Annotated in this window: 17 protein-coding genes; 7 read left to right on the forward strand and 10 right to left on the reverse strand. The window is 72.9% G+C overall.

The window, feature by feature from the left end:
• Positions 1 to 58: 58 nt before the first annotated feature.
• The gene (locus tag CP978_RS04605) at positions 59 to 709 is read left to right on the forward strand and encodes a CBS domain-containing protein (RefSeq protein ID WP_107070510.1); all 651 of its coding nucleotides are present in this window, start codon (positions 59 to 61) and stop codon (positions 707 to 709) included.
• 70 nt (positions 710 to 779) lie between these two features.
• Here CP978_RS04605 and CP978_RS04610 read toward each other — a convergent pair whose 3' ends face one another.
• From CP978_RS04610 to CP978_RS04625, 4 genes are all read right to left on the reverse strand, one after another.
• Complete coding sequence (locus tag CP978_RS04610; RefSeq protein ID WP_043437746.1) at positions 780 to 1,370, reverse strand: Rv1733c family protein; 591 nt, start codon at positions 1,368 to 1,370, stop codon at positions 780 to 782.
• Positions 1,371 to 1,434: 64 nt separating this feature from the next.
• On the reverse strand, positions 1,435 to 2,157 hold the full coding sequence (locus CP978_RS04615; RefSeq protein ID WP_043437749.1) for a CBS domain-containing protein: 723 nt from the start codon (positions 2,155 to 2,157) through the stop codon (positions 1,435 to 1,437).
• A gap of 283 nt (positions 2,158 to 2,440) precedes the next feature.
• Positions 2,441 to 3,115 carry a helix-turn-helix domain-containing protein gene (locus tag CP978_RS04620; RefSeq protein ID WP_043437752.1) on the reverse strand — a complete coding sequence of 225 codons (675 nt, stop codon included), beginning with the start codon at positions 3,113 to 3,115 and terminating at the stop codon, positions 2,441 to 2,443.
• A 19-nt stretch (positions 3,116 to 3,134) separates the two neighbouring features.
• Positions 3,135 to 4,205, reverse strand: coding sequence for a zinc-dependent alcohol dehydrogenase family protein (locus CP978_RS04625; RefSeq protein ID WP_043437754.1), 1,071 nt, complete (start codon positions 4,203 to 4,205; stop codon positions 3,135 to 3,137).
• A gap of 269 nt (positions 4,206 to 4,474) precedes the next feature.
• On the opposite strand from CP978_RS04625, the gene CP978_RS04630 reads away from it, so the two are divergent.
• From CP978_RS04630 to CP978_RS35190, 3 genes are all read left to right on the forward strand, one after another.
• Positions 4,475 to 4,834: an STAS domain-containing protein gene (locus tag CP978_RS04630; RefSeq protein WP_043448152.1), complete on the forward strand. Its 360-nt coding sequence runs from the start codon at positions 4,475 to 4,477 to the stop codon at positions 4,832 to 4,834.
• A 33-nt stretch (positions 4,835 to 4,867) separates the two neighbouring features.
• On the forward strand, positions 4,868 to 5,593 hold the full coding sequence (locus CP978_RS04635; protein WP_227745316.1) for a universal stress protein: 726 nt from the start codon (positions 4,868 to 4,870) through the stop codon (positions 5,591 to 5,593).
• Between the two features lie 547 nt (positions 5,594 to 6,140).
• Positions 6,141 to 8,048, forward strand: a complete 1,908-nt coding sequence (locus CP978_RS35190) for a PAS domain S-box protein (RefSeq protein ID WP_174498713.1) — start codon at positions 6,141 to 6,143, stop codon at positions 8,046 to 8,048.
• A gap of 9 nt (positions 8,049 to 8,057) precedes the next feature.
• Here the strand turns inward: CP978_RS35190 and CP978_RS04650 are convergent, their stop codons facing one another.
• From CP978_RS04650 to CP978_RS04670, 5 genes are all read right to left on the reverse strand, one after another.
• A complete protein-coding gene (locus CP978_RS04650; RefSeq protein ID WP_043437756.1) occupies positions 8,058 to 10,439 on the reverse strand; it encodes a phosphoketolase family protein in 2,382 nt (793 codons plus the stop codon).
• Positions 10,440 to 10,914: 475 nt separating this feature from the next.
• On the reverse strand, positions 10,915 to 11,937 hold the full coding sequence (locus tag CP978_RS04655; RefSeq protein WP_150478143.1) for a zinc-dependent alcohol dehydrogenase: 1,023 nt from the start codon (positions 11,935 to 11,937) through the stop codon (positions 10,915 to 10,917).
• A 279-nt stretch (positions 11,938 to 12,216) separates the two neighbouring features.
• Positions 12,217 to 12,846 (reverse strand): DoxX family membrane protein, encoded by a 630-nt coding sequence (locus tag CP978_RS04660; protein WP_043448160.1) that lies wholly within the window; start codon positions 12,844 to 12,846, stop codon positions 12,217 to 12,219.
• A 261-nt stretch (positions 12,847 to 13,107) separates the two neighbouring features.
• Entirely contained in the window at positions 13,108 to 13,566 is a 459-nt protein-coding gene (locus CP978_RS04665; protein ID WP_043437759.1) for a pyridoxamine 5'-phosphate oxidase family protein, read from the reverse strand.
• Positions 13,567 to 13,804: 238 nt separating this feature from the next.
• Positions 13,805 to 14,713, reverse strand: coding sequence for a universal stress protein (locus tag CP978_RS04670; protein ID WP_043437762.1), 909 nt, complete (start codon positions 14,711 to 14,713; stop codon positions 13,805 to 13,807).
• Between the two features lie 264 nt (positions 14,714 to 14,977).
• Between CP978_RS04670 and CP978_RS04675 the strand changes: the two genes are divergently transcribed.
• The gene (locus tag CP978_RS04675; protein WP_043437765.1) at positions 14,978 to 15,442 is read left to right on the forward strand and encodes a cyclic nucleotide-binding domain-containing protein; all 465 of its coding nucleotides are present in this window, start codon (positions 14,978 to 14,980) and stop codon (positions 15,440 to 15,442) included.
• Positions 15,443 to 15,469: 27 nt separating this feature from the next.
• Positions 15,470 to 16,147 (forward strand): CBS domain-containing protein, encoded by a 678-nt coding sequence (locus CP978_RS04680; protein WP_043437768.1) that lies wholly within the window; start codon positions 15,470 to 15,472, stop codon positions 16,145 to 16,147.
• A 48-nt stretch (positions 16,148 to 16,195) separates the two neighbouring features.
• On the opposite strand, the gene CP978_RS04685 is transcribed toward CP978_RS04680, so the two are convergent.
• Positions 16,196 to 16,780: an Rv1733c family protein gene (locus CP978_RS04685; protein ID WP_043437771.1), complete on the reverse strand. Its 585-nt coding sequence runs from the start codon at positions 16,778 to 16,780 to the stop codon at positions 16,196 to 16,198.
• Between the two features lie 224 nt (positions 16,781 to 17,004).
• Between CP978_RS04685 and CP978_RS04690 the strand changes: the two genes are divergently transcribed.
• Positions 17,005 to 17,706, forward strand: a complete 702-nt coding sequence (locus CP978_RS04690) for a response regulator (RefSeq protein ID WP_043437775.1) — start codon at positions 17,005 to 17,007, stop codon at positions 17,704 to 17,706.
• The last annotated feature ends 196 nt before the right edge of the window (positions 17,707 to 17,902 follow it).

The raw sequence follows: 17,902 nt of genomic DNA on the forward strand, positions 1-17,902 counted from the left end.
CCGCCCGGCCTCACCGCCGGGCCCGTCGGACCGCACCCGACGTCCCGTGGAGGAGACCGTGACCGGCAATCCGCACGTCGTGAGCGACGTGATGACCCGCAGTGTCGTCGCCGTCAGCCGTGACGCGCCGTTCAAGGACATCGTCAGGCTCATGGGGCAGTGGAAGGTCAGTGCCCTTCCGGTGCTGGAGGGGGAGGGCCGTGTGGTCGGGGTCGTCTCCGAGGCCGATCTGCTGCCCAAGGAGGAGTTCCGCGACAGTGATCCGGACCGCGGTACGCAGCTACGGCGGCTGTCCGATCTGGAGAAGGCCGGCGCGGTCACCGCGGGAGAGCTGATGAGCACGCCCGCGGTCTGTGTCCACGCCGACAGCACGCTCGCCCAGGCCGCCCGGCTGATGGCCCGGCGGAGGATCAAGCGGCTCCCGGTGGTCGACGCCGAGGGCATGCTCGAGGGCGTCGTCAGCCGCGCCGATCTGCTGAAGGTCTTTCTGCGGCCGGACGGCGAGATCGCCGACGAGGTGCGGCGCGACATCGCCGACATCCTCTTCCCGTCTCCGGTGGAGCCCATCCATGTCATGGTCACCGAGGGCGTGGTCACCCTCACCGGGAAGGTCCAGGACACGGCGCTGATCCCGGTGGCCGTCCGCCTGGCGCGCGCCATCGAGGGCGTGGTGGACGTGGACTGCCATCTGTCGGGGGTGAACGACTGACGTCCCTCCTCGGACGTCCGTCGGCGGTCAGGTCCGCCTCGGGGCCGGTGGCTTCGCACCGGGGCGGCACTCAGCCGATCGTCCTGCGCCACCGGGGGCCGACGGTCTCCCACTCCTTGTCCCACGCCTCCAGGCGCTGCCGCTCCAGACGACCGCGTACCAGCCATCCGCAGACCAGCACCCCGCTCGCGGTGCCGAGCCCGACCAGCGAGCCGACGAGCCCCGCCTGCAACCGCATCTGTTCCGCGGTGGCCGGCCGGGAGACCAGATCGCCCCGCTGATCCGTCCACACGGTGACCGGGCTGCCCGCCTTCAGCCCCGGCTCGACCGCGACCAGGCCCTCGTGCGGCGTGCCCGCGGCGGTCCAGCGCACCTTCGCCCACACGCTGCCATTGCCGTACTCGGGCACCGCCCGGGAAGTCACCGCCGCGTTCTCGGCCAGCACGGCGGCCACCGGATGCGCCCGGGCGCCGCGCTCGGCGAGTCCGTACTCCACCGCCCCCGCCGCGGCCCGCCCCGCGAGCACCCCGGCCAGCAGGACCAGTACCCAGGTGGCGAGGACGACCCACGCCTCCAGAAGGTCGCTCGGGCGCCTGAGCGGGTTGCGCCGCCACCGCCACAGCCACACCTTCGCCCCCGCGGTACGACGTGTCGTCGCCATCGGTCGTCACCTTCTTCCGCGTACGCGGGCCGTGACTTCTCCGGGGACGTCCCTGAGACGGGGGTCACATCCTGCTCTCGGCCCTCCCCGGCCACCGGGTCGCGTCCTCACCGGGAAGGTCGGCGTCCAGGTCCGGACGGCGCGGCGGCCCGGCGAGACTGCACTCCACGTCCACCACGCCCGCCACGGACAGCACCAGGCGGTTGGCGACGGGTACGAGGGTGGTGTCCCGGATACGGCCGGTGAGCTTCACGACGCCGTCGTGCACCTCCACCCGGACGGGTTCCAGCGGGGCGGGGAAGAGACGGGCCACGACATCGTGGCGGATCTCCTCCGCGATGTCCTCGTCCTCCCGCAGAAACACCTTGAGCAGGTCGGAGCGACTGACGATGCCCAGCAGCGTGCCCTCGTCGCTCACCACGGGCAGTCGCTTGACCTTGGTGTGCGCCATGGTGCGGGCGGCGCTCCCGAGGGAGTCGTTGGCGTAGACGGTGACGGCCGGGGAGGTCATCAGGTCCTCCGCGGTCACCGCGCCGGCCTTGACGAGCTGGGAGAGCCGCTCGAGGCGCTCACGGCGGTCCTGTTCATGGCCGCGGAACTCCTCCTTGCGCAGCAGGTCCGCCTCGGAGACCACGCCGATGACCCGGTTCTCCTCCTCCACCACCGGCAGGGCGCTGACCTTCCAGTCCCGCATGGCCTTGACGATGTCCTTGAAGGTCGCCGCACGGCCGAGCGCGACGACTCGGCGGGTCATGACATCGCTCACGAGACGAGGAGTGCCGTTCATGGTGTCCTCCTCCGGTTGGTGCCGGGGCGGGGACGCGGGACCGTGACGTCTTCGACGTCTTCCGGGGCGTCCGGCCTCTTCAGGGTGAGTCGTCGACGGGCCGACGGCTTGGGCCGGGTGGCCCTCCCCCGCATCCCGACCGGCTCCGGTCCGGGCCTCGTACGCCCCGGGAAGCGACGCGCGGTGGCGCCCGGGCCCCGGGGCCTCACAAGGTCCACGGTACGCGTCGGAGCGCGACCTCGTACGCCGCGACCGTCCGCACGGGCGCGGGGCCCCTCGCCCGTCACACGGTGATACGCCGTCCGGTGACGCTCTCGGGGTCGACACGGATCCACAGGTCCCGGTGGCCGCCCGCCCAGGGCGTGCTGTACGCCTGCTCGTCCAGCCGCCGCACGGACTCGTCGTCCGTCACGGCGCTGGCGTGTCCCCGGACCAGGACGCTCCAGCCCTGGCTGAAGGCGGCGTCGATACGGTCCACCTCGAAGGCCACCTGGGAGCCCGCCGCCTGGGCCGGCACCGAGCCGGGAGCGGTTCTGAAGACGACCGAGCCGCCGACCACGCCGTAGTTCACCGGGACGATCTCGGGCCCCTTGGCCGTGTGCACCGCCAGTCGTCCCACCCCGTGCGTGGAGAGCAGGTCCTGGCACTCCTGCGGGGTCAGTTCGGTGAACTCGGGGTGCCGGCCGGCCTGCCCCAGCCCGGGCGGCAGGTCCACATCGCCGCCGGTCAGCTCCAGCACCGTGGTCTCCAGGGCGCCGGCCATCCTGAGGAGTGTGCTCACCCCGGGCGCTGCGGTGGGCTGCTCCTCCAGGTACTGCACATAGCTGGAGGCCATGCCCGCCCGGTTGGCCACGTCCTCCCGGGACAGTCCGAGTTCCTCGCGCCGCAGGGCGATCCGGCGCCCGAGATTGCCCGTGGGATGGCCCTCCACCGCATCCGACGGCTCCTGTGCGGCCATGACCCCTCACTTCCTCTCCTCACGCCGCCCGGACGGCGACCACTTCGTGCTGCTCACCGCCTAGTACCACCTTCAGCGCCCCGGTGTCGGCGCCCCGGCCGAAGACGTCGTACGCCTCCTCCATCTGGTCCAGCGTGAAGGTGTGCGTGATCAGCGAGGAGGTCGGTATCCGGCCGGCAGCCGCCATCCGCAGCAGCGTCGGCGTGGAGTAGGTGTCGACGAGTCCCGTGGTGATCGTCAGATTCCTGCTCCACAGCTCCTCGAGGTGCAGGGTCACGGGCCTGCCGTGCACCCCGACGTTCGCCACATGCCCGCCCGGCCGCACCACCCGGGTGCACAGCTCGAAGCTCTCCGGTGCGCCGACCGCCTCGACGGCCACATCGGCGCCCAGCCCGTCGGTGAGGTCGGCGATCAGCTGCTCGGGGGCCTCCCGGGCATCGGCGAGGGCGTCGGCGCCCAGCTGTTTGGCGGCGTCCAGCCGGGAGGCGGCCAGGTCCACGGCGACGATGCGCCCGGGGGCGAACAGCCCGGTCATGGCGATCGCCGCGAGACCGATCGGACCCGCGCCCACCACGGCGACGCTGTCGCCCGGCCGTACGTGTCCGTTGAGCACGCCCACCTCGTAGGCGGTGGGGAAGATGTCGGCGAGCAGGACGGCGTCCCTGCCGTCCATGGCGCCGGGCAGGGTGTGCACGGACAGGTCGGCGAAGGGGACCCGGACGAATTCGGCCTGCGTACCGTCGATCACACGGCCGAGGATCCAGCCTCCGCCGCCACGGCACTGGCTGTAGGTCCGCTCCCAGCAGTAGCCGCATCGCCCGCAGGCGGTGATGCAGGAGACCAGGACGCGGTCCCCCGGCTGCACCGTGTGCACATCGCCGCCTATCTCGACGATCTCGCCGACCGCCTCGTGCCCCAGCACCGTGCCCGGGCGCACCTCGGGGACGTCGCCCTTGAGGATGTGCAGATCCGTTCCGCAGATGGTGGTGGTCTCGACCCGCACGATCGCATCGGTGGGTTCCTTGATGCCGGGGTCCGGGACCTCCTCCCAGGCGGACTTGCCGGGGCCGTGGAAGACGAAGCCCTTCATGGCGATCCTTCCTTCCTCTCCCCGGGCTCGCGCCCGGGGTTCTGCGGAAGCCGGTACGGCCGGGCACCCGCACATTGCCGGTATCACCCGGTAGACCCCAGCTTGTCCGACCTCGGCGGAAATCCGCTTGGGCCGGTCGGCCCTGATCGCCCACAGGCCGCCATGACACCCCGTGACGCTCCGTGATGACTGGTAGCGGCCGAACGTACCGGGCGGCCGGGCCCGAACGGCCCTATCGGGGCCCGGCCGCCTTCGGCTTCTCTGTCACCATGTCCCCCACACCGCCCAGGCTTCTGCCGCCCCTCACGGAGCGCACCCTCGGTGGCACGACCATCGTGGAACTGCGCGATGAGATCGATGTCGTCACCTGCGCGCTCCTCAAGTCCCCCCTGGACGTCCTGACCGACACCCCACGCCTCGACCTGGTGCTGGATCTGCGCCGGGTGTCCTTCATCGACTGCAGCGGTGTGGGGTTGCTGTGCCGCGTACGGAACCGGGTCCTGGCCCGGGGCGGTCGGCTGCGGCTGCTCACCGGCAGCGCCGCCTTCCGGCAGATCCTGCGCCGGGTGCACCTGACCGGTGTGTTCGAGCTCTGCCACCGCCTCCCCGAGGACCTGATGACGGTGTAGGCCCGACCCGTGGGTGAGGAAGGCGGATCAAGCATGCGGCACATGATCGTGGCCCGTACCGACCGGCCGGAGCGGCACAGCCCGGACACCGGCACGCCCGACGGAGGCACCGCGGTGTCCGCCTGGGCCGCGGAGGAGGCGGCGCTGCGCGGGCTGCCCCTCCGGACGGTCCGTGTCCCGCCTCCGGACGGCTGGGACGGGACCGGTCTGGTCGTGGTCGGCATCCCCGAGGCGGAGGGCGCCGCCGGCCTCGCGCCCGGCTCGGCCGCCGCCGTCGCGCTCGGGACCGCCCCCTGCCCCGTGGCGCTGGTGCCGGAGCGCGCGGTCCTCCTGGGGCCGGTACGACGTGCCGGCCCCGTCGTGCTCGGCGTCGACGCCCGCCGCCCCGCGCGCGGGGCGATCGAGTTCGCCTTCGAGACGGCCCGGACACGGGGCGTAGGGCTGCACGCGGTGCACGCATGGACGCTGCCGCCCGACGCCGACGCGTTTCGCTTCGGCATACCGGAGGAGGACCGCGCCGCCTGGGAGGACCAGGAGGTGCAACTGCTGGCCGATGTGCTGCGGCCATGGCGCGCCGGCCGTCCGGAGGTGCGGGTGACCGAGGACGTACGCCTGCTCTCCCCGGCGCGGGCGTTGCTCCACACCGCCGCCGGTGCCGGGCTCCTGGTGGTCGGGCGAGGGTCCGGCCGCGGACCGGGAGGCGTTCTGCGGGCCCTGGCGGCCCGGACGAGGTGCCCGGTCGTCGTCGTGCCCGGGTGATCTGCCGGACCCGGCGCGCACGGATCCCGGTGCCCCTCCCCGACCACGGCACCGGGATCCGCCCCCCTGCTGTCCCACCGAAGCCCTGCCACTGCGCGGCCCCTTTCGAGGGGCCGCGCTTTCGACGGGGCCGCGCCCGCTTCATGCCCGGGACGCGCCGTTCCGGGCCCGGAACGGCGTCCGGACGGAGCCCACGTCATCAGCCGGGGAACGGCCGATCGGTCGCACAGGAGAAGCGGCGGCAACGGCGCGGGAAACCACGGATGTTCCCGGGCCGACGACCGCCGGGCGTTCGATCCCGCGTACAAGACCGTTCGCAGTCGCTACGATCAGGCGAACGGGGCCAGGAGCGGTCACCGCGGCCGCCGCCCACGCGCAAATTCGAACGCCGTGCGGTCACTTTTCGAACGTTGTGGAGTCACTAAGTGACATACGCCCGCAGAGCCGTCCGGGTTGCGTTGAGATGGCCCGTCTCATCGTGAGCCTGGGGACGGGGATGAAAATGAGCGACCTGGCCGAGGCGGTACCACCCGGTTCCGCCGACGTCATGGAACCCGGGGCCTGCCGGTGCGGCGCCCGGACCCAGGCGGGCGTCCCGGGGGCCGCGGAGGAGAAGTTCCGCGGGCTGCTGGAGGCGGCCCCGGACGCCATGGTCATCGTCGACGACACCGGGACCATCAGGCTCGTCAACGCCCAGACCGAGGCGCTCTTCGGCTACCGCCGCGACGAACTTCTGGGCCGCCCCGTGGAATTCCTCGTCCCCGGCCGCTTCCGCACCCATCACACCGCGCATCGCCACGCCTACGTCCAGAACCGGCAGGTCCGCCCCATGGGCGCCGGACTCGACCTCTACGGGCTCCGCAAGGACGGCACCGAGTTCCCCGTCGAGATCAGCCTCAGCCCCCTGGAGACCGCCGACGGCCTCCTCGTCTCCGCCGCCGTGCGCGACGTGAGCGAACGCAAGGCCGCCGAGGAACGCATCAACGAGCTCGCGGCGCTGGTCGAGTCCTCCCAGGACGCGATCCTCGCCAAGACCCTCGACGGCCGCATCACCTACTGGAACGCGGCGGCCCAGCGGTTGTACGGCTACACGGCCGCCGAGGTGCTGGGGCGGCATGTGTCGCTGCTGGCTCCGCCGGAGCGGGAGCACGAGATCACCGCGCTCCTCGACCGGCTCCGCGAGGGCGAGAAGGTCGAGCACTTCGAGACGTTACGGCTCACCCGCTCCGGCGGGATGCTGGACGTCGACGTCACCCTGTGGCCGACCCGGGGGCCGCACGGCACGGTCGTCGGGGCGTGTGCCATCGTCCGGGACATCAGCGACCGCAAGCGCGCCGAGGCGGAGCTGACGGAGCTGTACGAGCAGCAGCGGCACATCGCCCTCACCCTGCAACGCAGTCTGATGGGAACGCCGCCCGCCATCCCCGGACTGGACACCGCGAGCCGCTATCGGCCCGCCACCCAGGGCGCCGGTGTCGGCGGCGACTGGTTCGACCTCGTCCCGCTGGGGGCCGGCCGGGTCGGCGTGCTGATCGGCGATGTGATGGGCCGTGGTCTCGAGGCGGCCGCCGTGATGGGCCAACTCCGTTCCGCCGCCCACGCACTGGCCAAGACCGGGATGCAGCCCCGTCAGTTGATGCAGGCCCTGGACTCCGTCGTCGCCGATCTCGATGTGCCCGACCAGCTGGTCACCTGCTGCTATCTGGTCATCGCCGCCGATGCGGGAGAGGTGACCCTGTGCTCCGCCGGCCATCTGCCGGTTCTGATCGCGGTACCGGGCGAGAGCACTCGGACGCTCCCCGCTCCGGTGAACCCGCCCCTGGGGGTCGGCGGGGTGATCTACCAGCAGCGTTCCGGCACGGTCGCCCGGGGCGCCACCCTGGTGCTCTACACGGACGGTCTGATCGAGACCCCGGGCACGGACATCGAGGACCAGCTCACCCATCTGGTCACGGCCCTGGACAAGATCGTGACGGCGGCCCCCGGCCTGGAGGCCGCCGCCGACCAGGTGCTGTCGGCCCTGCTCCCCGGCGCCGACGGCCATGACGACGTCACCCTGCTGCTGACCCGGATACCGGAAGCTCCACTGGCCACGGCGGCGACGGAGCTGCCCGCCGTGCCGGAGTCCGTGGCGGCGGGCCGGGGTTTTCTCGACCGCACGCTCGGCAGCTGGGGCTGCGCGGATCCGGCGGGCGACGCGCGGCTGCTGCTCTCCGAGATCCTCACCAACGCGGTGCGGCACGCACAGGGCCCGATCGGGGTACGCCTGTGCCGCACCGACACCGAGCTCACCGTCGAGATCAGCGACCGCAGTTCCCGGCTGCCCCAGCCCTGCCCCGCGGCCGAGGACGACGAGTCCGGCCGTGGCCTGCTGCTCGTCCGTGCCCTCGCCGACGACTGGGGTGTACTCCCCACGGACGAGGGCAAGACGATCTGGTTCAGCCTCGCCCTGTGAGGGCGGGGGTCAGGACGACCAGGTCCACTCGGCGACCTCGGGCAGGTCCGTGCCGTGTGCGCGGATCCAGTCGTGGTGGCGGGTGCGGGCGTCGGCCATCTGCTGGCGTACGGCGGCGGCCCGCACCGCGAGTCCGGGCACCCGGTCGATGACGTCCATGACCAGGCGGTAGCGGTCCAGATCGTTGCGCACCACCATGTCGAAGGGCGTGGTGGTGGTCCCGGACTCCTTGTACCCGCGCACATGCAGGTGCGGGTGGCCCGTGCGGCGGTAGGCGAGGCGGTGGATCAGCCATGGATAGCCGTGGTAGGCGAAGATGACGGGCTTGTCCGTGGTGAAGAGGCCGTCGTACTCGAAGTCCGTCATCCCGTGCGGGTGGTCCTCGTGCGGCATCAGCCGGGTCATGTCGACCACATTGACCACCCGGACCGCGAGCTGGGGCAGATGGCGGCGCAGCAACTGCGCGGCGGCCAGCACCTCCTGCGTCGGCACATCGCCCGCGCAGGCCAGCACCACATCCGGTTCGCCGCCGTTCTCGGTGCCCGCCCAGTCCCAGATGCCGGCGCCGCGCGCGCAGTGGACACGGGCCTGGTCCATGGACAGCCAGTCGAAGCAGGGCTGCTTCCCGGCCACGATCACATTGACGTAGTCCCGGCTGCGCAGGGCGTGGTCCGCCACGGACAGCAGGGTGTTGGCGTCCGGCGGCAGATAGACCCGCACCACCTCGGGGCTCTTGTTGAGGACATGGTCGACGAAACCGGGGTCCTGGTGGGAGAAGCCGTTGTGGTCCTGGCGCCACACATGGGAGGTCAGCAGATAGTTGAGGGAGGCGACCGGGGCGCGCCAGGCCAGCTCCCGCGCGGTCCGCAGCCATTTGATGTGCTGGTTGACCATGGAGTCGACGATGTGCACGAACGCCTCGTAGCAGGAGAACAGTCCGTGCCGTCCGGTGAGGAGGTAGCCCTCCAGCCAGCCCTGGCAGAGGTGTTCGGAGAGGATCTCCAGCACCCGGCCGTGCCGGTCGAGGTGTTCGTCCACCGGGAGGATCCGCGCCTGCCAGGCCTTGCCGCTGGCCTCGAAGACGGCCTGCAGCCGGTTGGAGGCGGTCTCGTCCGGGCCGACCAGCCGGAAGTCCCGTCGCGCGGTGGTGTCCTCCATGATCTGTTCCAGGAAGCCGCCGAGGACCCGGGTGGGTTCGTGCAGGGTCGCGCCCGGTTTGTCGACGGGCACCGCGAAGTCCTCCAGGGCAGGCATCGGCAGATCGCGCACCAGCAGCCCGCCGTTGGCGTACGGGGTGGCGCCCAGCCGCCGGTCGCCGTCGGGCACCTGGGCGAGCACCTCGGGGCGGGGGTGGCCGTCGGCGTCGAAGAGCTCCTGGGGCCGGTACGACTTCAGCCATGCCTCCAGTTGCCGCAGGTGCTGCGGGTTCTCCCGGACACCGGGCAGCGGGACCTGGTGGGCGCGCCAGGTGCCCTCGACCGGCACCCCGTCCACCTCGGCGGGCCCGGTCCAGCCCTTGGGGGTGCGCAGCACGATCATCGGCCAGTGCGGCCGTTCCGGTACGTCCTCCTCGCGTGCCGTGCGTTGCAGCAGTGCGATGCGGTCCAGCGCGTCGTCCAGGGCCCGCGCCATGTCCCGGTGGACCTGGAGGGGGTCGTCGCCGGTGACATGGATCGGCTCATGGCCGTATCCCCGCAGCAGCGCGTCGAGTTCGGACTCCGGGAGACGGGACAGCACGGTCGGGTTGGCGATCTTGTACCCGTTGAGGTGGAGGATCGGGAGCACCGCGCCGTCGTGGACCGGGTCCAGGAACTTGTTGGAGTGCCAGGACGCGGCGAGCGGCCCGGTCTCCGCCTCACCGTCGCCGATCACACAGGCGACCAGCAGATCCGGGTGGTCGAAGGCGGCTCCGTAGGCGTGGGCGAGGGAGTAGCCGAGTTCACCGCCCTCATGGATGGAGCCGGGCACCTCGGGTGCGACATGGCTGGGTACGCCGCCGGGGAAGGAGAACTGCCGGAACAGCGTGGCCATCCCCGGCCCGTCCCGTGTCACATCCGGGTAGGTCTCGCTGTAGCTGCCCTCCAGCCAGGAGTTGGCGAGCACGGAGGGCCCGCCGTGCCCGGGCCCCCAGATGCACAGCGCGTCCAGGTCGCGCGCCTTGATGACGCGGTTGAGGTGGGTGTACACGAGGTTGAGCCCGGGTGAGGTGCCCCAGTGGCCCAGCAGCCGGGGCTTGATGTGCTCGGGCCTGAGGGGTTCGGTCAGCAGCGGGTTGGCCATCAGATAGATCTGTCCCGCGGCCAGATAGTTGGCGGCCCGCCAGTGGGCGTCCAGGGTGCGCAGTTCCTCGTCGGTGAGCGCGGTGCCGTGCGGGTGTGCGGCCTCGGGCATGGTGACTCCACAGGTCGTCGACGGTGCTGATCGGGCGCGGCGGGCGGTGGGCCCGCCGCGCGTGACACGGGGCGGCCGCCGGTCACATCCCTGGGGGTGCGACGGCGACGGGGCGGTCGGGCGGGGGTGGTCCGGGGTGGGCGACGAACCCGGGCCGAGGCAGCGGTTCCGCGGGCGCCTCCGGGCGCCCACGAGCAACGGTCCGGCGGTGTACGGGGCCGGCGGCCGGGCGTCTCGTCACCTCGTCACCCACGCCCAGCACGATACGCCGATCCGCACCGGTTCCGGCCCGATTGTCCCGACTGCCGCACCACCGGGCGCCGGACCCTCCCGGTGCGCGATGGTGGTGCGGCCGGCCGACCGGCGGGGCGGCCTCCGCGGACGCGGGCCCTGGACCGGCGCACCGGCGCGGCGCGACGGGGCGACGGCCGCCACGGCGGTCACCGCCCCGGCCCGAGGGGGCAGGTCCACGGCGTCACCGGCCCGCGCCGAGGTCGAAGACGACCCGGGCCTTGACCCGGCCGGAGAGCACATCGTCGATGGACTCGTTGACGGTGGACAGGCGCCGGGTCTCGTAGATGACCCGGGTGCGCCCCTCGGCGTGCAGCTGGAAGACCTCCGCCAGGTCCTGGCGGGTGCCGACGATCGAGCCGATCACCGAGGTGCCGTTGAGGACCGTGTCGAAGACGGGGATCCGGACGGTGCCGTGGGCGGGCAGGGCGACCATGACGAGCCTGCCGCCGCGCCGCAGACCGGCGTTGACGGCCTCGAAGGCGGCGTCGTTGACGGCGAGGGCGATCGCGGCATGGGCGCCGCCGTGCCGTTTGAGGGTCTCGCCGACGTCCTGGGTACGGGCGTCGATGACGAGGTCGGCGCCCAGTTCGGAGGCGAGTTCGAGTTTGTCGTCGGTGATGTCGACGGCGGCGACCCGGGCTCCGGCGATCTTCGCGTACTGCACGGCGAGATGGCCGAGACCTCCGATGCCGGAGACGGCCACCAGCTGGGAGGGGCGGACGCCGGCCACCTTGAGCGCCTTGTAGGTGGTCACCCCGGCGCAGGTGAGGGGCGCGGCGTCCAGGGCGCTCACGCCGTCGGGCACGGGCTGGACGAAGTCCGCGTGGGCGAGCATCTTCTCGGCATGACCGCCGTCGCAGCCGTACCCGGTGTTGATCTGCTGCTCGCACAGGGTCTCCCAGCCGGACAGACAGTGCTCGCAGCGTCCGCAGGCCCAGCCCAGCCAGGGCACCGCGACGCGCCGGCCGGGGGCCGTACGGGTGACGCCGGCGCCGAGTTCCTCGACGATGCCGACGCATTCATGGCCGGGGACGAAGGGCGGGACGGGCCGGACGGGCCAGTCGCCCTGGGCTGCGTGGATGTCGGTGTGGCAGAGTCCGGACGCCTCCAGCCGGATACGGACCTGGCCGGGGCCGGGCCGGGGGTCGGGGCGTTCCTCGATGACCAGGGGCTGACCGAAGGCCCGGACTACGGCTGCTCTCATGGAAACACTCCTCCGACAGGGGGACGGGTCCCACAGAGGGGACGAGGTCGGTCAGGGGCGATCACGGCGACCGGGGCTCCGGCCCGGCTCGGGCGGGCCGACGGGGCCCGGGGGGCACGGTCCGCGCCTGCTGGTCGGATGCCGGCTCCGGTCGTCCGCGCTCACAGCGTCCTGTGCCCCGAGGGGCCGGGGCAGGGGCCGGGGGTCCCGAACCGCCGCCGACCGGCCCCATGGACCGGTCGGTGCGGGAGGCTGTAGGGTCCGCGCCCCCGGTACCCCTCAGCGGAGCCAGCGGTTGTCGCGGACGACGGGCAGCCTGGCCCAGAGCCGTCCGAGGCCGAAGGCGTCGCCGGCCGAGACCGCGGCCAGCGCGATCAGGACGACCGCGTAGATCACGTGGTAGTCGACGAACGGGTTGGTGGACATGGTCGGGGTGCCGTCCGAGAGCTGCTTGGCGGGCGGCCACTCGGCGATCCACATCAGAGCCATCATCGCGGTACCGCCGAGAGCCGCAATCCGAAGCGCGACACCGCCGATCAGGGCGAGCCCGATGCCGAGCATTCCGGCCATGAACATCCAGTCCGCCCAGGTCTGCCCGGCCCAGGAGTGGAACGTGGACTGCATCGGGCCGGCGGCGACCCCGCTGAGGAACCCCTTGGTGGGCGAGCCCCCGTCGACCCATCCCTTGCCGGAGGGGGTGGCGTAGCCGAGGCCGAACGTCTTGTCGAGGAAGGCCCACAGGAAGACGAAACCGGTGAGCAGGCGCAGGGACGCGGCGGTGTAGGCCCATGCGGTGTGGGTGTCGGTACGAGCCGGGACGGCGGGCTCGGAGTCCGAGGCGCTCCGGTTGTCGCGGAACGACGGCGCTCGGAAGCCCGTGCTCCCCTGGGAGTGCTCGTGCACGGCCATGGCGGTGAATCCCTTCGGGACGGTCGGGGCGGTGCCTGACAGCACTCACTCTCCTGGTCGCCGTCCGTGTCCGCCGGGTGCCGAAGGTCCGCGGCCGACGGGCGGAACGGCCCTTCCCCCAGGGCCGGTCGGCCGCCGCATGCCGTTCCCCGTGCGCGCGACGGCGGCGTGGTCGTCCCGAATCGCCGCGAAGCACTACGATGCCACGAGCGGGCCCGTCGTCCCCGCCTGCGGACTCCCCGTACGGGCGAGCGGGCCCCGTCAGTCCCCGGCGGGTCCTGCGGTGAGCCGGACGCCCGTGACCAGGTCGGGGTGGATGCGGTACGTGTGGTCCATCGGCCCGTCCAGCCAGGGGCGCAACACGGAGCGGTAGTAGGCGAGTTCGCCGGGGTCGGTGACCGGGCGCGCATAGCCGGTGACCACGACGCTCCAGCCCAGATGGGTCACGGGGTCGATCGCGTCGGCCTCGTACGCCACGACCACACCCCGGCCGTTCGTCTCCCGTGCGCGTGAGGTCAGGGCCGCGCCCTCGTGGGTGCGGATGACGATGTCGCCGTTGTGGACCACATGGTTGACGGGACGGATCGTCGGCAGCGCATGCCGGGTGAAGACGAGCCTGCCGAGTGAAACCTTGCTCAACAGCCGCAGCGCCTCGTCGCCGTCGATCTCGACGGGCCGACGCGGCGCCGGGGCGGTCGGAGCGGAGTGGTCGCTGGACATGGTGCTCTTTCGTACGGGTTCGTACCTCGTGCCGTGCCGCGGATGAGACGGCGGACCACGGCGGCGGGCGGAGCAGTCTCCATCGAACGGTGGATCGATCGCGGCCCGATAGGGCCGTTCGGCCCTGATCATCGGGCCGCGCGACTCCTACCGCGCGGAAAGCACCGGGTCCGCCCGCCGCGTCGCTTCCTTCCGGCCTGCTCGGAGGTGGCGAACGCCCCGGTGCCGGTTCACCCGTTCAGGCGTACGGGACGACCACCACCGGGCACCCCACATGGTGGAGCACGGCGTGTGTGACGGAACCGATGTGGGTGCCGAGCCGGCCTTCCCGTGTCCGGCGCCCCACGACCATCAGCGAGGCATGGGCGGAGGCCTGTACCAGCTCGGTGGCGGCCCGTCCCACGGTGACGGTCTCGGAGACCGGGACCCCGGGATACTTCTCGCGCCAGGCCCGCAGCGTGGCGACCATCAGCTGCTCCCGCTCGGTGATCAGTTCCGTGGTGCCGGCCGCGCCCGAGCGGCCGTCGCCCGGCCGGCCCGGTACCTCGTCGAAGGCATGGATCACCCGCAGCACCGCGCCGCGGCGCCGGGCGGCGTCGAAGGCGAACTCGATCGGCTCGTCGCACGGATGGCGGGTGTCGAGGCCGAGGACGACATCGCGGTAGGGGGTCTCGGGGATCTCGTCGGGCGAGACCCCGTTCAGGGCCGGCAGATGTTCGTCGGCGGAGGTCTCACCGGCGCGCACCAGTACCACGGGGCGCCCCGTCCGGGCGACGACGCGCTGGGAGACCGAACCCACCACGAACCCCGCGATGCGTCCCAGTCCCCGGGAGCCGAGCACCAGCAGATCCGATTCCGCGGCCGCCGCGAGCAGCGCCCCGACCGGGGAGGCGGACAGCAGCACCTCCTCCACCGGCAGCCCCGGGTGCGCCGCGCGCACACTGCGCACCGCCCGCTCCAGGGTCTGGTCCGCCCAGGCGCGCTGGGTGGTGCCCAGCGGCACCGAGGGCGCCGGCTGGGGCTGCCACTTCCAGGCGTGGACCAGGCGCAGCGCGGCACCTCGGCGCAGGGCCTCACGGGCGGCCCAGTGGGCGGCGGCGAGACTCTCGTCGGATGCGTCGACTCCCGCGCTGACATGCCGGACCATGGACGGACCTCCTGCGTCGGTGTACTTCCGCTGCTGTTGTCGAGCCTCGTGCGGGGACGGCCCGGTGCGCAGGGGCCGCAAGGACCCGCCGGAGGGCCTGTCGGCCCCACGCCGCCCCTGCTCGGCCGCGGTCCGCCCCGGCCGTTCCCGCGGTGGCGGCGGGCGGTACCGGACGGCCGGCCGGGGGGCCGGGTGGCCCATGGCCCGCACCGGGGCGCGGGGAGAATCTGGAGGCGTCGGGTCCCCGGCACCCTGGAGGCGGTCATGAACGCACCCCCGACGACCAGCATGCTCCGCGCACTGCCCGCCGAGTACCGGGAGCGGCTGATGCGTACCCCCCGCGAGGTGTCCTTCCGCCCGGGGACGCGCCTCTTCGAGGAGGGCGGGCGCGCCGAGCGGTTCTGGATCGTCCGCAGTGGCACGGTCGACCTCGATCTGCGGGTGCCCGGGGGCCGCGCCATCGTCGAGACGCTCGGCCCCGACGAGCTCATCGGCTGGTCCTGGCTGTTCACCCCGCATGTCTGGCATCTGGGCGCCGAGGCGACGACCGCGGTCCGGGCCCATGAGTTCGACGCGGCGGCGGTCCGCTCGATGTGCCGGGACGACCCGGCGCTCGGGCTCACGGTCGCCCAGTGGGTGGGTGGCATCCTGACCCACCGCCTGTGCTCGGCCCGTACCCGGCTCCTTGACCTGTACGCACCGCGCGACGGCGGCGGCAGCCTCCGCTGATCGCGGCCCTCGACCGGAGGAGACCTCATGCACGGCACCCCGCACATCGTCGACGACGTGATGACCCGTACGGTCGCCGCCGTCGGCCGCCGCGCGACCTTCAAGGAGATCGTGCGGATGCTGCAGGACTGGAAGGTCAGCGCCCTGCCCGTCCTGGAGGGCGAGGGCCGCGTCGTCGGCGTCGTCTCGGAGGCCGATCTGCTGCCCAAGGAGGAGTACCGCGACGACGGCCCCGCCGGGGACCCGGCTCTCCGGGACCTCCCGGAGCGGAGCGCCGCCCGTGTGCTCGCCCGGGCCGACGCGCGGACGGCTCAGGAACTGATGACCGCTCCGGCCCTCACCACCCGCGCCGACGCGACGCTCGCGCAGGCGGCGCGGACCATGACGCGCGCCGGGGTCAAACGGCTCCCCGTCGTGGACGAACTGGGCATGCTCCAGGGCATCGTCAGCCGCGCCGACCTGCTGAAGGTGTTTCTCCGCGAGGACGAGGAGATCGCGGAGGAGGTCCGGCGGGAGATCGTGTCGTATCTCTTCCCGCCGCCGGACTCGGCCGTGCGCGTCGAGGTCGAGGACGGGGTGGTGAGGCTCGGGGGCCGTATCAGGGACACCGCCCTGGTCCCGGTCGCCGCCCGTCTGGTGCGGGCCGTCGAGGGCGTGGTGGACGTACGGTTCGAGCTCGGGGAACGGGAGACGGCGCCGGTGTAGTACGGCGGCCGGGGCGCGGTGCTCCTGCGCCACGCCCCGGTCCCGTCGTCATCGGGTCGTCCGCCGCCACTGCGGGCCGACCCGCTCCCACTCCGCACCCCACTGCTCGACGGCCCGCCGCTCGATCCTCAGCCGCACCGCGCATCCGCCCGCGAGGATCACCAGTCCCCCGGCCGCACCGGCCCCCGCCCCGCTGACGGCGATGCGCAGCGCGGCCCGGGCCGGCCCGGCGGGCGCGGGCACCAACCGGCCGTGCCCGTCCGTCCACGCCCGCACCTCGGTGCCCTCCTCGGTGCCCGTGCGCACGGCCGTGGTGCCGGTGCGCACGGTGCCGCGGTCGTCGGTCCAGCGGACCGTCGCCGTACGGGCGTACGCGAATCCGGTGCCCCCCGGGCGTGCGTCGTGCGGCGTCGCCTTCAGCACGACCGCCGAGACCGGTTCCCGTTCCGCCCGCTGCTGCCGCAGCGCGCCGTCCACCGCCCGGGCGCCCACGGCGCCGACCGCCACCGCGACACCCGCGGCCGTCACCCAGGTGGCGAGAACGACCCAGCCCTCCGCCACGTCGCTGCGCCGCCGGAGCGGATTGCGCCGCCACCGCCATCCCAGGACCGTCCTGCGCCTGATCCTCCGCATGGGTCACGCCCCTCCCGGGTATCACGAGCACCGACACTGCGGGCACCGTCCCATGCGTCCGGCGGCGGCCGTCAGGGGCCGCTGGTCCGGGAAGTGGGGGCCGGAGGGGGAGCCCGGCCGGCGCCGGTTGGGCCGGTCGGCCCTGGTGCTCGCGGCCCCCGGCAGGCGATGATCGGCGTAGGGGCGGTCCGCAGTCCGTCCGTCACCGGAAGCGAGAGGTACCCATGGCCGAGGCACCCACCTTCAGCGAGCAGAACCCGATCCGGGTCTTCCTGCTGGACGACCACGAGGTGGTGCGTCGCGGCCTGGCCGACCTGCTGGACGCCGAGCCCGACATCTCGGTGGTCGGTGACGCCGACACCGTGGAGCACGCGCTCGCCCGGGGTCCGGCGGTGCGTCCGCATGTGGCCGTCCTTGACGTCCGTCTCCCGGACGGCGACGGCATCACCGTCTGCCGTGAGCTGCGCAGCCGCATGCCCGAGCTGGCCTGTCTGATGCTGACCTCGTTCGACGACGAGGACGCGCTGCTGGACGCGATCATGGCCGGCGCCGCGGGCTATGTGCTCAAGCAGATCAAGGGCTCCGATCTGATCTCCGCGGTCCGCACCGTCGCCTCCGGGCAGTCCATGCTGGACCCCGCGACCACCGCACGGCTGATGCACTCGCTGCGCGCCGACCCGGCCGAGCAGCCGTCCGTGGCCCCCGAGCTGGCCAGCCTGTCCCCGCGGGAGCGGGACATCCTGGCGCTGATCGGGGACGGGCTGACCAACCGGGAGATCGGCAAGAAGCTGTATCTGTCGGAGAAGACCGTCAAGAACCACATCTCCCGGCTGCTCGCCAAGCTCGGCGTCCAGCGCCGCGTCCAGGCCGCGGTCCTCGCCTCCCAGCTCGACACACCCGAACCCGGCGACCGCCCGGCCCGCTGACCGACAGGTCGCACTCACCGGTCGCGGACGACCGTGGGCGGGTCCCGCTCGCCGTGCGCAGGCCGTTCCCTGGCGGCCCCGGGAAGCGTCCGGACACCGCCCGGCCCGAGGAGCAGGGCCGTACGGGAACCCCCTCAGACCATCCGGCCCCTGCCGCCGCCGGTGGTCCGAAGCGGAGGCTGGGCCAGGTCACCGA

It is taken from the genome of Streptomyces nodosus (genome assembly GCF_008704995.1).
Taxonomy (GTDB): Bacteria; Actinomycetota; Actinomycetes; order Streptomycetales; family Streptomycetaceae; genus Streptomyces; species Streptomyces nodosus.